Below are 17,302 nucleotides of genomic sequence, written 5' to 3'. Positions count from 1 at the left end.
GCACGTCTGAGATGGCTCCCTTCGCTTTTTACAATAGGGCTTCTTTTCCCAAGTGTAGAAAGCGAAATTTCACTAATTATTGCGTTCGTTATTTGCCACCTCCCCTGGTAGGCTTTGCTTTCTCTTCAATGTGGGGAACAATACAAAAACGCCTCATTCCTGCCTGCTGAACGGTATCTAATAGTTTTACCATATATTGGTAAAGTGATTTTTGTTGGACATCTATTAACACAACTAACTTTGATACACTTTTCTTTATGAATTTATCAAGACTATCTCGTTTCGTCCCTTCAGGTGTGGATTTTAACTGGGCAAGATATTGGGAACCATTCGGCTGACGTTCAATGTTTTTTCGTTCCTCTTGTTGGAGGTAACTTTCAAGCGAATCCCATTCTATGGGAGTTGGTTTCTCATCGGATAATTGTTTTTTTAACTGATTTAAAGAATCAATATAAATAATCACAACGTTTGACTGTGCTGTAGGAACATTCCCTTTGGGAGGTAATGAAATCTCGATTGCTTGCGGTTCACGGAAAACCGTCGTTGTCATAAAAAATATTACTAACAAAAATGCAATGTCAACCATTGGAGTCAAGTCATTAATTACCCGTCCCCGTCGTTTTTTTTGACCTCTTGTTGCCCCTTCAACAGCTGCCATAATTATTAACCTCCGGCTTTTACAAAAACTACCGAACCTTCCTGAAGAATTGTCATCATACTAAATCTTAACATATTAACGTTTGGGTCCTGAAGTATATCCATAAGCTGTAATATAAAACCTGACTGCACATTCTTGTCTGCCTTAATCACAAGATGAATGCGTGGATTTTTTATCCTCTCGTTCATTATAACATAACCTAAAGAACTTAGTGAAATAGGTTGAGCAGAACCTCTTCCCAGATTCCACCAGACAATCAAACTATCTGCACGTGCTTTTAATTGTTGAGGCGTTAAAGCCGCCGATTCATCGACCGTCTGCCGATATTTTTCCGGGGTTTTTAATTCATGTATTGCTCTCTCTATCGCTATTTCTCTTCGAAGCCCTAACCCCCCTTCGTTTACCGGTGCCTGGTATTGGGATATTGTCTGCATTAGAAGGGAAGGATTTATACTGTCAGCAATGCTAAGAGCATAGTCCGCAGGTATAATCGTCAAAATCATAACGTCTGACTCGGGAACCTTGAACGGTGAATGCGATAAAGGCAATGCAACGCCAACTGTTTCCGGTGGTCGGGCGTTATAAGTGCACATAAAGAAAATCACCAATAAAAAACCAATGTCTACCATTGGTGTCATATCCGTAACAATACTCCTACGCGGTCTTTTTGTAATTGCCATTGTATTTAGTTTGACTTTAACATAAAATCATCTTACCACTTTTGACCTGTTTTTTCCAACACATCTGTCGTATCATAAACTACTTCACTTATTTCGTAAGTAAACTTGTCAACACTGTTTACAAAAAAGTTATTGGCAATAATTCCTAAAATTGCATTGGCTAATCCACCGGCAGTATTAAATAATGCCTCCGAAACACCTTTCGCAAGCTGTATCGCATCGGGCGCCCCCGCATGCGCCATTGCCTGGAACGCACGAATCATCCCGATAGTTGTCCCCAGAAGCCCAATCATCGTAGCGATTGAAGCAATTGTTGTCAGTATAATCAGGTTCCTTTCTAATAAAGGAGTTTCGCGGGCAACCCCTTCTTCAAATCGTCTTTTAATTTCTGCCGGATTTTGAGAAACTACCGCCGATTCTCCCGTTCCCTTAACGAGTTTTTGTAACCCGCCTTTCAAAATATTTGCCATAGAACCGGTTTGAGCATCACATTCCGAGATAGCGCCGGCATAATTTCTCTCTGACAGATGTCCCATAAAATTAGATATAAATTCGGCATTGGGTTTCTTCCCCATAGAACGCTTTAAAGTCAGGAATCGTTCAATCATATAAGTTATCAAAAGAATAAATATGAACATTAAAACCCCGACCAAAGGCCCTCCTGCCCTGACAAAATCAGGCATCATCTGGAATATGATGAAACAAACAATTGCGTTACAAACATAAAGCAATGTAGTTAAAAGAGCAATACGTTTAACAAAAGCAAAAGCGATTCCAATACCGATAGCTAAAGCGCCCGGGATACAAAAGGATACAATTATCTTTAGTATGCCGGGGGCATTATGAAGCCCTTCCATATTTATGCCTCCTTGTTATTTATTGTTTTTATCATAGAAATTTATTTATTGTTTTCTTTTTCCTCAGCATTTTCCTTTGCCTCAGCCTTATCTAAAGCATCTAAATAATCCTCATAAGTAGGCTCTTTCTTGGCAGGTTGTTCAAGACTTTTTAACACGTCCTTAACCTCTTTATTAGTTGAATCTATTTTGATTACCTCAGCGCATTCTGCTTTAGCTTTCTGCTTCATACCCAAAAACCCATAAGTCTGAGCCAACCACAAATGTCCCTGGGCATAGTTTGGCTTAATCTCTAAACCTTTTTGCAAGTCAACTATTCCTTCCTTGTATTTCTTTAACTGAATACGCGCTAAAGCTCTATTGAAATAAGCACCCGCTGCAAGGCTGTCTCTTTCAATTTTTTTAGAAAATAAAAGTTCCGAGGAATCATACTTTGTTGCCTGGAAACAAGCTAACCCCAACTCAAAACAGAAAGTAGATTCCAGAGTAGAATCAAGACTAAATGCTTTATTATAAGCATAAATAGCCGCGGGAAAAGAATCTATTTTTGAATAAGCTTTAGCCAAATCAATCCAAATCCCAACATTAGTAGAATCTTTAAGGACAATTTCACTCAAAACCTCTTTTTCCTTAAGACTCATTCCCGCCTGGTTATACAAAACACTTATAAATTTCAGAGAACTTAAACTTGTATCGCTATAGCTAACGGCTTTATTCATTTCATTGATGGCATTATTGTAATCTTTTGTTTGTGAATAAATATTAGCCAGTGCTGTGTATCCTTTAGGGTCTTTCGGGTTTAATTGAATATACTTTTGAAGTTCTGTAATGCCATTCTCATGCTTCTTTTGAGTTGCATAAAAAGAACTCAAAGCAAGATAAGTCGGCGCATAGTTAGGATTTATTTTTTGAGCTTTGGAATAAAAACTCAATGCTTCTTCGTATTTTTTCTGTTTTTGATACAAATTTCCCAATCCAAGTAAAGCGTCAACGTATGAAGAGTTAAGCTGTAATGCCTTTTTATACTGCTCTTCAGCCACCGTGGAGTTACCTCCATTAAGATACACATTACCCAAAAGCGTATGAACCTCAGCACTATTTGGGTTTAAGTCAAGGATAAGTTGGTATTCAATACTTGCTTCCACACTGTTGTCGGAAGTTTGATAAGCTTCTGCAAGAGCTAAACGTACTTTCAACTCATCATACCCACAATCCAACGCATTTTTAAGATATTTAATACCGTTTTCATAATCAGATTTCATCACATAACTTTTACCTAACTCAAAGTTCGCCCCGGGATGTTTAGGTTTTGATTTAAGAATTTCCTGGAATTTTAGAATTGCCTGCTCAACATTGTCTGCATCTCTTAAAACAACGCCTTCTTTTAAAAACTTCTCCGACGAATCTGCCCATACTGTTGCACTAAAATGACTACTGCAACTTAACAAAACAAAAATAATTAGTTTTTTCATATTGTCATTCTGAGCGTAGCGAACCTGCCTACCGCAGGCAGGGAATCTCTACCTACAGAACTTTCATTCTCTTTATATTTAACCGGAACGGTAATAGGTACAAAACCGGTGCCTGCAATTATTTTCTGTCCTTCAGAAGATGTTATAAAACTAATAAATCCGGCATCTAAACCTTTTGGCTCTTTTGAAGTATAAAGATAAATATAGCGGACAAGCGGATATTTACCGGAATGGACTGTTGCCTCATCGGGCGAAACAAATTCTCCTTTTTGTTCGAGAGCAATCTCCAATGCTTTAATCCGCGTATCCTCAATAAGCGGACTCCATGAACTATACAATCTCGACATTGAAATAAAACCTATCCCACCTTTTTCTTTTTCAATAAATTTTACGATACTTTCAGTGTTGTCAAATTGCCAGACAAATTTCGAATATTCTTTTCCCTTAAGGACACTGTCCTGAAACCATTTGTAGGTTCCAGAATTTTCACTCCATATCCCAACTTTTATTGGCAAATCAATCCCGTCTACCTCAGACCAGTTTTTGATTTTACCGCTAAAGATATCTGATATTTGGAAAATAGTAAGCCTCTGGAGTGAGTTATGTGGATTAGTAACAATCGCTACTCCATCCTTGCAAATTTTGAATTCATTTACTTTGAATCCGGCTGCTGTTGCCTGAGTATTTTCTTCTTTGGTTAAGGGTCTCGTAGAAACTGCAATCCTCGCAGAATCAACGAAAATAGAAGATAAACCTGCATCCGAACCTCCACCTAAAGCTAAGATTTTCGCATTAGTGTAAAGATCCATAAAGGTATACGCTTCTTCCATTATCATAGATAAAGCTTCTTCAGACCCCTTTACGGTAATATAACCCGAAATAGTAGTTTCAGGGGATTCCTTTTTACCACAACCGGCAATACAGAATAAAACAATACTTATCGCCAAAATCTTTTTCATTTTGCTGACAGAATAAGACTTCTTTTTATTACCGGGTGTTTTACGGCAAAAAGATAATGCCGAAGATAGAATACAATTAGTAGAAGATTGAAAGGAGTTGGACTTTTTTACAAAAATTAATTTTTCTTCCATATGCCTACGAGGTTAGCTGACGGGCTCGGAGTTGGAAGTCTCCTACTCTGAATCATTACGGTTCAGAGATACGCCCCTACAACCTGCATCCCCCGCATCTACAATCCTTTATAGATTTAGACCTTTTCGGTGCCTACCATATAGACACATTAAAAAAAGTCAAGAAATTTTTAAAAAAAATTATTAACCATCATTTTTTACAAAGTTTTATAAACATAACAATCCTATAAACGCCATAAGCGCATATAACTAAACTAATTATTCCCGGTTTTGAAAAACTTTTAAAATTTTTACTCTGTAATAAGAAAATACTTCCTATGATAATAAACAATATACCGGAAAACAGACGATAAACTATATGCCAATCTATTTTACGAATTATTTCAATGATTTTGCTTGAGTTCCACATATGGTTGTATTCCTTTATGCTAAATCTTCCTCCGGATATTTTATTCTTCCTGCGTTTTCATTTCCCAAAAATAGAGCCATACCAAAGCTTAAAGGACCTATCCTTCCAATAAACATTGTAATTATGATTATTATTTTCTCTAGATGGTTCAGTCCCGGGGTTATTCCCGTACTTAGTCCTATTGTTCCCAACGCCGATGCTACTTCAAAAATGACTTGTTGAATATTGAATCTATTAGTTTGTAATAAAATGAAGAATGTACTTAAAAACAGCGCCAATAAATAAAAGCACAAAGAGGAAGCGGCTAACCATAAACGTTCGTTAGGTATTGTGCGATTTAAAAACTTAACGTTTTTTTCTCCTGACAGTGAACTTTTCATTACTCCTAATAGAGCGGTAAAAGTTGTTGTTTTGAGTCCGCCACCGGTTCCCGAAGGAGATGCCCCGACAATCATTAATATGGTTATTATAAAATATGACAAAACTGAGAGCGTAGATATAGGTATTGTGTTAAATCCCGAAGTCGTTAATGCCGTCATACTCTGGAAAAAAGATGTTAACAAGCGTTCAATAAATGATTTTCCTGTGATACTTGGCTCAAAGAAGAATAATACAATAGCCCCTGACATTATTAATATAAATGTAGACCATAATATTATTTTTGACGTTAAAGATATTCGTTTTTTTGATTTTATACGGTTATTCCATATATCATATACTATTATAAACCCAATAGCCCCTAAAATACACAACGCTGAAATTGTAATATTTACGCCAACATTCCGTGAGAATGATTCAAGACTGTTGTTATATATGCTAAACCCTGAAGTACAAAAAGCCGATATACTGTGAAAAACTGCACTCCAGAGAGAATTCGGCAAATGTTCTATCTTGAAAAATATATACAATAATAATGCGCCTATAAATTCAACGGCAAATGAATAATAAACAAGTATGCGAATAAATTTGGTTATAGTTATATGGTCAGGCAAACAAAAAACATGTTTTTGTATTTTCTCCCTTGAAAAACTTAACCTGCCACCAAGTGAAAGGATAATGAACGAACCTAACGTCATATATCCTAACCCGCCAAGCTGGATTAATATAATTAGTATCATCTGCCCCCAGAAATTATAATTGTCAGCTATGCTTATTGTAGTTAATCCTGTGGTAGAAACAGCGGATGTAGCAATAAAAAAATTATCTAAAAAACCAATCGAGGGCACTTTTTTAAAAAAAGGTAAAGACAGAAGTAATGTTCCTATTAATATATACGAGAGATATCCTAATACAATAATCCGATTATGATTTTTGCTTTTAAGAAATTTTTCAACAACGTTGACGCTTTTCATTCCCTATCCTCCTTTTTTACAATTTTATTCGTATCGGCAAAATAACATTTGATATGCCTTTCCACTGTAGTCTTCTCTGAATTGCAAATGCAGTCTCGTTATGTAACATTTTATGATAAAAGTTTTCAGTTTCAAACACGAGCTGTCCTGTAAATACCGTAGACCGCCTGAACTCACTTGAAACTTCTTCACACAGTTTTGATGCAATATCCACCACGTCCGTTCCCACTCCTATCCTGTATTCCGCAGGGAACCCAAACTTCCTTGCAAGCTCAACATATTTTTCAAGTGATTGTATTACTTTATTTTTTAAGTCTTCTATTTTTTCCTCGTGTTTAAATAAATCCTGGTCAACTACTGCAATGGATACGAATACAAAATTCTTATATAATCCCGGGAATGAACGTGCTATGGATAGAAAACTGTGTACTCCAAAACCGTTATATCCGGTTACAAGCTGTATTGCGGTCATATCTCTTTTATCTGTTGGCGCGTTATTGATATTAATTTCACTGGGCATATCTGCTATGCCTGAAAGAAGAACGTCCAATTTCTTCGTTCCACGAGATACTTTTGAATAATGATTTTTAATTAAATAACACAAAATTATAAGAAATAATGTGATTATTAATGTTACCCATCCGCCTTCGCGGAATTTTTCAAAAACCGTTATTACAAGGATAGTAATACATAGTATGAATGCAACAACGCATATACTGAGATGTTTTTTCCAATTCGTTTCCTTTTTACGGTTTTTGATAAAAAACCACGACATTGCAAACTGCGAAATGGAAAAAGTTAAAAATACATTTATAGAATACATAACTACAAGTGCCGAGATTGAGCCGTGAGTATATATAAGTAGGGCAAGTGCCGCTCCTCCTATGATTAAAACCCCATTCTGCATTGTAAGCCGCTCAGAAAATGATGCAAATCTGTGTGGGAACCATGAATCTACGGACATATTTGCCATAACGCGCGGGGCATCTATAAATCCTGCTTGCGCTCCTACTATAAGCAATGCTCCTTCGGAAAAAATAGTTATTAATGCAAGCCAGTATCCCCAGCGCCATTGCCCGAAAAGACTATCTGCAAGAATTGCGTTCAAGGTTTTCCCCTCGCAGGGTATCACTTTTAACAAAAGATAGCAGATAAATATTCCTCCTGCGGTTATTGCAAGAGAACTCGCCATATATAACATAGTTTTCTTGCCTGTTTCTGCCCTTGGCTCGCGCATAATCTGTAAACCATTTGAAACTGCCTCAATCCCGGTGTACGTTCCTCCTCCTAAGGAGTAAGCTCTTATAAAAATCAGGAAAACGCCCAATCCGCCTATTGCGGAAATATCTCCCCGAAAACTGGAATTTACTTGTTGGGCAATAGGTTTTATTGCCCAAATATTACTGAATACTCCATATCCTATAAGAATAATGTGAGTTACCACAAATACTATAAATATAGGCGCAAGAAAGGTTACTGATTCCTTGACTCCCCTGATATTTAAAATGATGAGCATAATAATCAAACAACCCGAAAAAAGCAGTTTGAATTTATGGAATTCCATAGGGAGATAACTGAAAAGCGCATCCGAGCAAGAAGCTATGGATACGGAGATTGTCAGAATGTAATCAATAATCAAAGCGCATCCCGAAACAACACCTGTCTTTTTTCCGAGTATTTGAGTTGCGACTACGTAACCACCACCACCGTTGGGAAAATGCTCAATAATTCTCATATATGCAAATGAGATTATGAAAACGGTTATTGCAGTAGCAAGCGCGAGAAAAAGCGCTAAATAAGTATGACTACCGATTGCCCTGAAAGCTGCTTCAGGTCCGTATGATGAGGAGGAAAGCCCGTCTGCACCGAGTCCAATCCATGCCAATAAAGGTATAAGAGCTAATTTGTGGAATATACCGGGGTCACGGATATCGCGGGGTGCGCCGACTATTTTCCTGCGAAGTTTTGTTAAAAAAGTTAGTTCACTTTCCGAACCGTCTTTATCCAATTTACATTGTTTCTAAAGGCATAGTGGATTTTGCTGCGGAAGAACCCCTTTCTTGTTTATGGTTTGCCTGATAGTTAAGTACTGCCGGCAATAGAATACTCTCAGTTTTGAATTGGGGTAGGGCAATTGCCCCGGTTACAAAATTTAGTTTTTCTCCCATATGCCTACGAGGTTAGCTGACGGGCTCGGAGTTGGAAGTCTCCTACTCTGAACCATTACGGTTCAGAGATACGCCCCTACAACCTGCATCCCCCGTATCTATATTATTTTATATAGATTTAGACCTCTCCTGAGTGGTTACCCTATATCAATATCAAAAAAAGTCAATAAAATAATGATATTTTTGGTTTTTGTGAGTGATATTTTTACTATTTGTGGTCATCCCTGTCTGCCGTTTTTATTAGTAAGCGCGTCATAAATTGTATAAGAATTAGTTCAAAGGTTTTGTAATTGCCAATGCTACAACACTTGAAAATGACTCATATAACTGCTTTTGGTCGGGTGTTAAAAGTTTGTCCGAAGAAACCCTTAAACCAACTACTCCAACCGTCTTCTCCTGTATCATTAACGGTAAATAATACCAATTAGTGGAAGATAATGTAGCCGTCCCCTTGCCTGCCGTCTGCCCGTTAGCATATACCCATACGGCGACAGCCTGTTCTGCCTCATTTAATAATATATTCTCGTCGTTTTTGGATTTGATTTCCAATTTCCCTGCATCATCAGGTAGAAAAATAACTACACTGCTTTCAAAAGCTTCCGATATGTTTTTGACTGCGCGGGTTAATATGTCATTCAAATCTTTTGCTTTGATAATCTCCCTGCTAAAGGAATATAAAGAATAAACAAACCGCTCCCTGTTTTTTGACCCTCGTATCTCCCGTCTTATTGATTTTACAAGAAAACTTATAGTCATAGAAACAAGAACAAAAACTACAAAACTCGGTAGGTATCTTATGTCTGCAATTCTGAATGTAAGATAAGGCGGGATAAAGAAAAAATCAAAAGCGCATACTGCAATAATTGAAGTAAATAATCCGACACGAATTCCCCATAAAACTCCACTCGCGATTGAAGGTAAAAGAAGCAAAAAACCTATGTTAATTGGTTCGGTATTCAAATGCAAAAGCCAACCGATATAAACAATTACAGAAACAGCTAACAAACTGAAGAGATATGCTTTAAGATCTCTGGCAGCAGGAATATATTCTCTTTTTGATGAATGCGAATCTTTTTCATACCCCTGCTTTTCATCTTCGCCTTCACCTGCAACTAAGACGTATATAGAGCCGCTTTCCCTTATTAGTTTGTCTATTACGGAACCTTTGAATATTCTTTCAAAACGTGTCCTTTTGGATGAACCGGCGATAATCAGAGTTACATTTTTTGATTTGGCGAAATTAAGAATTTCATACGATATAGAACTGCCGTTTAATAAAACAACTTTTGCTCCTAATTCTTCCGCAAGATTAATGTTTTTAGTAAGTTGAAGGGAAGGTTTATTTCCTTTTTCAACTTTTTGGGGTGATTCAACATAAACTGCAAACCATTCAACATCAAGGTCATTTGCCATTCTCCGGGTAAAACGTAATAATCTTTCCGATGCAGGACTTGCGCTTATGCTCACTAAAATTTTTGAATCAACCAGCCATGGTCCCTGGATGGCATTTTTTTCCATAAACGAATGCACATCCTCATTTACCTGCTTTGCTGTATATTTCAAAGACAGTTCCCTGAGAGCAAGAAGGTTGCCTTTTTTGAAAAACTGGCTCATTGCCTGTTCTGCTTTTTTCGGAATATAAACCTTACCTTCTTTGAGCCTTTCAAGTAATTTTTCCGGTGTCAAATCAACAAGCTCTATTTCATCTGCAAGTTCAAGAATGCTGTCAGGTAAAGTTTCGGTGACCTTTATGCCGGAAATCTGCTGAACAATATCATTAAGACTCTCAATGTGTTGAATGTTAAGAGTTGTAAAAACGTTTATACCGTTTTTAAGCAATTCCTCAACATCCTGGTAACGCTTAACGTGCCTTGAAGTCGGGGCGTTTGTATGTGCTAGTTCATCGACAAGAACAAGGGTTGGATGACGGGAAAGAACATTATCAATATCCATCTCATCAAGTGTAATGCCTGAATACTCAATTTTTTTCCGTAAAATAATTTCCAGTCCCGAGAGCAGAGCTTCGGTTTCTTTTCGCCCGTGAGTTTCGGCAATGGCAACTGCAACAGATATGCCTTTGTTACTTGCTGCCTTGCCTTCCTGCAGCATGCGATAGGTTTTACCAACACCGGCACAGTAACCAAGAAATATCTTTAACCTGCCTTTTTTATTGTTCTGTATGTCTTTGGTTTCGTAGGGCAAACCTTCAGGTTTGCGGCCGTTTTCTTCTTCCTGCTTTATTTGTTCAAGAAGTGCATCCGGATTTAGTCTTTTTTCTTCCATATTTAATCCTTTTTTGTCCTATGTTCTACGTGTTGATTTTCTGAATAATACTTAGTACTTCAGCCGGTGTAGTTGCGTTAAGAATTGCATTCTTTACGGACTTATTTCTAAATAACCGGGATACACAAGCCATTGCCTGTAAATGTTCACCGCTGTTTTCAGGTGAACATATAAGTAAGAAAATTAAATGTACAATGCCTCCGTCTAAAGCATCAAAATTTATTCCCTGCCGTGAAATTCCTAATGCGCCTATAATTCCCGATGGGGAAGAGGATTGTTTAGTTAAAGAATCAATTTTACTATGAGGAATGGCAACTCCCTGCCCGATTCCGGTTGACCCTAATTTTTCTCTCTGCAGTAAGGTATCAACAACTTCGGAAGAGTTTTTAATCTTGTTTAAAGTTTTTAGCACTTCTACTATTTCCGTAATCGCCCCTTTTTTATCCGTTGCATTGATGTCAACGATAATAGCTTCAGGGCAAAGAAAATCCATAATCTTCATTTTTTAGCTCCTTGAGGAATTGTATCCATTTTATATTTGCTTTCAAGTTCGTCAACAGCAATATTAAGTTTCAGGACGTTGACTCCGGGACAACCCCATATACCAAGAAAATCTTTATCTATATTATTATTAACTAACTGTATAACCTTGTCTGTCGGAATTCCTCTTACTCCGGCAACTCTTTTTACCTGCATCATAGCATTTTCCGGAGAAATATGCGGGTCTAATCCGCTTGCCGAAGCAAGTACCATATCTGCAGGAACGGAGTTTTCCGTTATTCCATTAATCGCTTTTACCGAGTTTATTCTTTCTTCTACTACTTCTATAAACTTCTTATTTGAAGGCCCATAATTACTGCCACCGGAGCCCGAAGCATTATAATCAACAGCAGAAGGTCTGCTTTGGAAATACTTGTTATCCGTAAAAAGTTGACCTATAAAAACAGACCCGACTGTCTCGTTTCCTTTTACAATAAGGCTGCCGTTTGCTTTGTAAGGAAGTGTCAAACGTGTCACGATTGTAATAAATGCCGGGTATATTAACCCAAGAAGTATTGAAAATAGTATAAATGCTTTTAATGATTTTATAAATTCTTTCATAGTTAATGCACTAATTTTAACGAAACAATCAAAATATCAATTAATTTTATTCCGATAAATGGCAATATAATTCCTCCCAACCCATATATAAGCGCATTATTTCTCAACAGCTTTAATGCGGATGTGTGTTGGTATTTTACCCCTCTCAAAGAAAGCGGGATAAGCAAAGGTATAATAATTGCATTAAATATTACTGCAGATAAAACGGCGCTTTGTGGTGTTGCAAGGTGCATAATGTTTAACATGCTAAGTCCTGCAAGGGCGGGAATTATTGCAAAATATTTTGATACGTCATTTGCTACGCTGAAAGTAGTTAATGCGCCTCTGGTTATAAGTATTTGTTTGCCGACTTCTACTATGTCAAGAAGCTTGGTCGGGTTAGAGTCAAGGTCTATCATATTTGCCGCTTCACGCGCAGACTGAGTCCCTGCATTCATTGCAACGGCTACATCTGCCTGTGCAAGCGCAGGAGCGTCGTTAGTTCCGTCACCTATCATAGCTACCATATAACCCCTGCTTTGAAATTCTCGAATAGTATGCAGTTTCGTTTCCGGTTTTGCCGGGGCTATAAAATCGCTTACGCCTGCTTCTGCCGCAATAACTACAGCTGTAAGTGGGTTATCCCCGGTTATCATTATTGATTCTATTCCCATTAATCGGAGCTTGTGCAATCTCTCTTTTATGCCCTGTTTTAAGATGTCTTTTAAACGTATGATTCCAAGAACTTTTCCGTTTTCACAAACAGCCAGGGGAGTCCCGCCATCTCCCGATACGTTGTCGGCATTGCGCTGAACGTCCGGAGGCAGCCCTTTCCCTTCATTTGCTCCATCTAAAGCAAATGAAAAAGATTTTGCAAAATCTTCTATAGACTCAACTGCACCTTTACGAATTTTTTTGCTATCTGCTATGTCTATGCCGCTCATTCTTGTTTCTACACTGAATTGAACGTATTTTGCGCCTTCCGGAGTTTTGATGTCCTGTCCCCTGATTTTCAGTTTTTCTTTTGCAAGTATTACAATACTTCTCCCTTCAGGCGTTTCATCTGCTAAGGACGAAAAAAGCGATGCATAAGCAAGTTCTTCTTCGGATACGCCTTCTGCAGGTAGAAATTCCGTCGCCATCCTGTTTCCTATCGTAAGCGTACCTGTTTTATCCAGAAGCACCACGCTTACGTCTCCTGCTGCCTCAACGGCTTTTCCGCTTAGAGCAACAACGTTATTTGAAATAAGTCTGTCCATCCCGGCGATGCCTATTGCAGGTAAAAGCCCGCCTATAGTCGTCGGCATAAGGCAAACAAGCAAAGATATCAAAATAGGGATAGATATGTTGATATTAGTATATCCGGCAAAGTATTTTAATGTTATAACGACAACTAAAAACAAAACCGTTAATCCTATTAGAAGTATTTCAAGAGCTTTTTCATTGGGAGTTTTTTGTCTTTTTGCGTTTTCTACCATTTTTACCATCTGGTCAAGGAAAGTTTCTCCGGGGTTTGCCGTTACCCTAACTTTAATTTTTCCCGATAATAATCTTGTGCTTCCTGTTACGCCGCTCCTGTCGCCTCCGGATTCTCTTACCACAGGAGCAGATTCGCCGGTTATTGCAGATTCGTCAACGAGAGATACGCCTTCAATTATTTCACCGTCACAAGGTATAAGGTCGTTTTCTTCAACTATGACTATGTCGCCTTTTACAAGCGTTAATCCGGGTATTGTTTTGATACTGCCGTCATCGAGAATTTTTTTTGCGATTGTTTCACTTCTTGTTTTTCTTAGTGTTTCTGTTTGTGCCTTCCCTTTGCCTTCTGCGAGCGCTTCTGCAAAATTCGCAAACAGAACGGTAAACCAGAGCCATATACTTATTTGAATGTCAAACCCGGCGTTTACACCGGTTAGTATGTCTTTTAAGGCAATAATAGTAGTAATTACCGAACCGATTTCCACAATGAACATAACAGGATTACGAACAAGAGTTCTCGGGTTAAGTTTTAGTACTGAGTTTCTGACTGCCCGTATTACGATATCTTTCTGCCAGATACTTTTTTTATAAATGTTTTCCATATTTTATTATTCTTCCTCTCCCGTAGGGGCGAACCTATGCGTTCGCCCGTTAACTCGCCCTTTTGTATTCCTCAATCTGTTACAATCAATTACATTCCTTACAGTTTTTACTACAAGTTACCATCTGTTTTTCTCTTCACTATAATTAAAAAACTTTCCCGGCAATAATGGATATATGTTCCAGAAATGGTCCTAATGCCAACACCGGAAAAAAGGTCAAAGCTCCCACAATAAGTATCACGCTTACAAGCATAATTACAAACAAAACGCTTACCGTAGGAAACCGTATACTCTCCGGAACAAACTTCTTATTTATTATTGAACCGGCAATTGCCAGAGCCGGTATTATTGTCGTAAACCTGCAAACAAACATTGAAAAGGCCAATGTAAGATTATAAAACGGGGTGTTGGCATTCAATCCTGCAAATGCAGACCCGTTATTGCCTGCGCCCGAAGCAAATGCGTAAACTATTTCCGAGAGACCGTGAGGACCGAGATTATTAAGGCTTGAAATGCCTGCTTTCGTTGAAATCGCTATTGCCGAAAAACAGAGTTGTATGATTGAAGGAACTACTAATCCGGTAATTGCCATTATTACTTCAAACGGTTCAAGCTTTTTCCCGAACAGTTCAGGTGTTCGTCCAATCATAAGACCTACGAGAAACATTGTGAGTATTGCATAAAATATTAACCCCACAAAGCCGACGCCTACACCTCCGAAAATCACTTCACCGATAGCGATATTAAATATAAGTACAAGTCCTGTTAACGGCATAAAACTGTCGTGCATTGAATTAACTGCCCCGCAAGAAGTAGAAGTCGTTGAATGAGCAAAAACTACCGAAGCTAACTCTCCGAATCTGACTTCTTTCCCTTCCATATTCATTCCGTTTTTTACACCAAGTTTTGCGAGCAAAGGATTGCCGTGAAGTTCAGCGTATACTGCTATGCTCAAACCAAGCAGATATACTATCATTATTGAAGCAAATATAACCCACCCCTGTTTCCTGTTTTTTATCATTGCCCCGAACATAAAAGGAAACCCTCCGGCTATTATCATAAATCCAAGTATTTCCAGAAAATCGGTAAAAGGCGTAGGGTTCTCGTAAGGATGCGATGAGCTTGCATTAAAAAAACCACCACCGTTAGTTCCTAATATTTTAATCGCTTCCTGTGATGCTACAGGTCCCTGGGCGATAACCTGTTCCTGTCCCTGTAAAGTTTTTGCTTTGGTGTACGGATTAAAGTTTTGAATTACTCCGTTACAAACAAGTACTATTGAAAATATTATTGCTAAAGGCAGTAAAAGATAAAGTATGGAACGGGTCATATCAACCCAGAAATTCCCTATTTTATTTATGGATTGTTTGACAAAACCTCTTATTAAAGCTACCCCGACTGCTATGCCTGTTGCAGCAGAGAGGAAATTCTGCACGGTAAGCCCAAACATTTGTGTGAAATAACTCATCGTTGATTCGCCGCCGTAAGCCTGCCAGTTTGTGTTTGTAACGAATGATATGGCAGTATTTAAAGCAGTATCCCATCTTACTGCGCCAAACTTCTGAGGATTAAATGGAAGTAAATACTGAATACGCTGAAGCAGGAAAAGTACTAATATTCCGATTACGTTAAAAAGGATAAGAGCAAGTAAATAAGTTTTCCAGTCTGTTTCATTATCCGGGTTAACACCTAAAAATTTATATATAATTTTTTCTGCCGGGTTTAAAATAGGTGATAGTATGGTTTTCTGACCATTGAAAACCTTTACCATATACTCGCCCATTACAACGGAAAATAGTGTTAGAAAAAATAGGAATACTACTATTTGAAATAACAACATACTGTTGTTTCAAAAAGCATAATGGAGTTTATTTTTGAAGGAACAACGATTAACGTCCTAAAGTTTTCTCCCATATGCCTACGAGGTTAGCTGACGGGCTCGGAGTTGGAAGTCTCCTACTCTGAACCATTACGGTTCAGAGATACGCCCCTACAACCTGCATCCCCCGCATCTATATTATTTTATATAGATTTAGACCTCTTAGGTGGCTACCTTATATCAATGTTAAAAAAAGTCAATAAAATAATGATATTTTGTAGGTTTTTTGCCCAGTTTCGGGTGGATTATTCAAAACTTAACCACAGAACATATAGAGAAGGTTTTTCACCGCAGAGACGCAAAGTACGCAGAGAAAAACGGAAAATAGAATTTTTTGAGTTAAAAAATTAACAGATAAAAGAAGAGTTTTACAGAAGAGGACACAGAGAGAAAAATGAGGATTATATCCACTAATCCGGCAAAAGATTCCGGACTATAGTGAACACGAATAAACGCGAATTATGGATAGACAGAAAAAGTTAATATGATAATCTTGCAAAACAAATAGAAATAGACCTCCAAGTATAGATGTCTATTAATCTTTTCTCCGTGTGCTCTGTCTTCTCTGCGTTCTCAGCGTCTCTTTGTTCTGTGGAAATCTTGTATAAATCTTTTTCTGTTTTTTTATATTATTTGTTTTAATATTGTGTGAATCTGTGAAATCTTGTGGTTACAATTTTGTATTTCTGTAGTTTGGTTACTTTTTTAACAACTTTCCTCTTGTCCATACGATTCTGTAAATTGCCGTCAAGATTGTCGTAATCATCAAAAACCACAGGAAATAAATAAATATTGCCGGTCCGAAGAAGCTGCCAATTATGATTATCGGAATTCTAATACCTCTATCGGCGAGTCCTCCTTTACACTCTTGTCCAAGACTTTCTGCTCTTGCCCTTGCATAAGGCACTATAGATGAACTTCCAATGGTTAAGATTGTTATAATGCATGTTGATATATCATTCCCTTTCATATACCACAAGAACATCCCGAACAAGATTACGAAATCCGACACCCTGTCAAGACAGGAATCAAGAAATGCTCCGGCTTTAGAGACTTTGTTTGTGATTCGAGCAACTTCCCCGTCAAGCATATCAAATATCCCGCCTACGAGTAAAATAATACCTGCTATCCAGAAAGTTCCGTTGCTGTAATAAACGCCGGATATACAGGTTATGATGAAGCCGATGATTGTTAGAAAATCAGGGCTTAATCCGGATAAGCCTTTGGCAACGGGAGATAAAAGTTTACGTACTTTTAATTTTATTGAATCCATTATTTGTTATCTGCTTCAA

Annotated in this window: 15 protein-coding genes and 3 riboswitches; all 15 genes read right to left on the bottom strand. The window is 37.9% G+C overall.

Going from position 1 to position 17,302, the window contains the following annotated elements; genetic code table 11:
* Positions 1 to 88: 88 nt before the first annotated feature.
* The gene (locus tag WC614_05820; GenBank protein ID MFA5032521.1) at positions 89 to 658 is read right to left on the bottom strand and encodes a biopolymer transporter ExbD; all 570 of its coding nucleotides are present in this window, start codon (positions 656 to 658) and stop codon (positions 89 to 91) included.
* Between the two features lie 5 nt (positions 659 to 663).
* On the bottom strand, positions 664 to 1,338 hold the full coding sequence (locus WC614_05815) for a biopolymer transporter ExbD (GenBank protein MFA5032520.1): 675 nt from the start codon (positions 1,336 to 1,338) through the stop codon (positions 664 to 666).
* Between the two features lie 32 nt (positions 1,339 to 1,370).
* Positions 1,371 to 2,195, bottom strand: coding sequence for a MotA/TolQ/ExbB proton channel family protein (locus WC614_05810; GenBank protein ID MFA5032519.1), 825 nt, complete (start codon positions 2,193 to 2,195; stop codon positions 1,371 to 1,373).
* Between the two features lie 41 nt (positions 2,196 to 2,236).
* Positions 2,237 to 3,667 (bottom strand): tetratricopeptide repeat protein, encoded by a 1,431-nt coding sequence (locus tag WC614_05805; GenBank protein MFA5032518.1) that lies wholly within the window; start codon positions 3,665 to 3,667, stop codon positions 2,237 to 2,239.
* Complete coding sequence (locus tag WC614_05800; protein MFA5032517.1) at positions 3,664 to 4,758, bottom strand: phosphate ABC transporter substrate-binding protein; 1,095 nt, start codon at positions 4,756 to 4,758, stop codon at positions 3,664 to 3,666. The genes WC614_05805 and WC614_05800 overlap by 4 nt, the downstream gene beginning before the upstream one ends.
* Positions 4,745 to 4,891: riboswitch (cyclic di-AMP (ydaO/yuaA leader) on the bottom strand. Its footprint overlaps the gene before it by 14 nt.
* Before the next feature lie 57 nt (positions 4,892 to 4,948).
* A complete protein-coding gene (locus WC614_05795) occupies positions 4,949 to 5,167 on the bottom strand; it encodes a hypothetical protein (GenBank protein ID MFA5032516.1) in 219 nt (72 codons plus the stop codon).
* A 14-nt stretch (positions 5,168 to 5,181) separates the two neighbouring features.
* Entirely contained in the window at positions 5,182 to 6,519 is a 1,338-nt protein-coding gene (locus WC614_05790; protein MFA5032515.1) for a potassium transporter TrkG, read from the bottom strand.
* Positions 6,520 to 6,535: 16 nt separating this feature from the next.
* Positions 6,536 to 8,527 carry an amino acid permease gene (locus WC614_05785; GenBank protein ID MFA5032514.1) on the bottom strand — a complete coding sequence of 664 codons (1,992 nt, stop codon included), beginning with the start codon at positions 8,525 to 8,527 and terminating at the stop codon, positions 6,536 to 6,538.
* Between the two features lies 1 nt (position 8,528).
* Positions 8,529 to 8,687, bottom strand: coding sequence for a hypothetical protein (locus WC614_05780; GenBank protein MFA5032513.1), 159 nt, complete (start codon positions 8,685 to 8,687; stop codon positions 8,529 to 8,531).
* Positions 8,674 to 8,822: riboswitch (cyclic di-AMP (ydaO/yuaA leader) on the bottom strand. Its footprint overlaps the gene before it by 14 nt.
* A gap of 135 nt (positions 8,823 to 8,957) precedes the next feature.
* Positions 8,958 to 10,970, bottom strand: a complete 2,013-nt coding sequence (locus WC614_05775; protein MFA5032512.1) for a DUF4118 domain-containing protein — start codon at positions 10,968 to 10,970, stop codon at positions 8,958 to 8,960.
* Between the two features lie 25 nt (positions 10,971 to 10,995).
* Complete coding sequence (locus WC614_05770) at positions 10,996 to 11,472, bottom strand: PTS sugar transporter subunit IIA (protein MFA5032511.1); 477 nt, start codon at positions 11,470 to 11,472, stop codon at positions 10,996 to 10,998.
* Positions 11,469 to 12,071: a potassium-transporting ATPase subunit KdpC gene (kdpC, locus tag WC614_05765; GenBank protein ID MFA5032510.1), complete on the bottom strand. Its 603-nt coding sequence runs from the start codon at positions 12,069 to 12,071 to the stop codon at positions 11,469 to 11,471. The genes WC614_05770 and kdpC overlap by 4 nt, the downstream gene beginning before the upstream one ends.
* 2 nt (positions 12,072 to 12,073) lie before the next feature.
* Positions 12,074 to 14,131, bottom strand: coding sequence for a potassium-transporting ATPase subunit KdpB (gene kdpB, locus WC614_05760; protein MFA5032509.1), 2,058 nt, complete (start codon positions 14,129 to 14,131; stop codon positions 12,074 to 12,076).
* Between the two features lie 145 nt (positions 14,132 to 14,276).
* Positions 14,277 to 15,971, bottom strand: a complete 1,695-nt coding sequence (gene kdpA / locus WC614_05755) for a potassium-transporting ATPase subunit KdpA (GenBank protein MFA5032508.1) — start codon at positions 15,969 to 15,971, stop codon at positions 14,277 to 14,279.
* A 60-nt stretch (positions 15,972 to 16,031) separates the two neighbouring features.
* Positions 16,032 to 16,180, bottom strand: a riboswitch (cyclic di-AMP (ydaO/yuaA leader).
* Positions 16,181 to 16,707: 527 nt separating this feature from the next.
* Entirely contained in the window at positions 16,708 to 17,283 is a 576-nt protein-coding gene (locus WC614_05750) for a CDP-alcohol phosphatidyltransferase family protein (protein MFA5032507.1), read from the bottom strand.
* Positions 17,284 to 17,302: the final 19 nt, after the last annotated feature.

The organism is bacterium, from assembly GCA_041649255.1.
Taxonomy (GTDB): Bacteria; Hydrothermota; UBA3073; order JACQXS01; family JAQTXJ01; genus JAQTXJ01.
The sequence above is the reverse complement of the archived record's forward strand: the minus strand, read 5'-3'. Positions and strand labels throughout refer to the sequence as shown.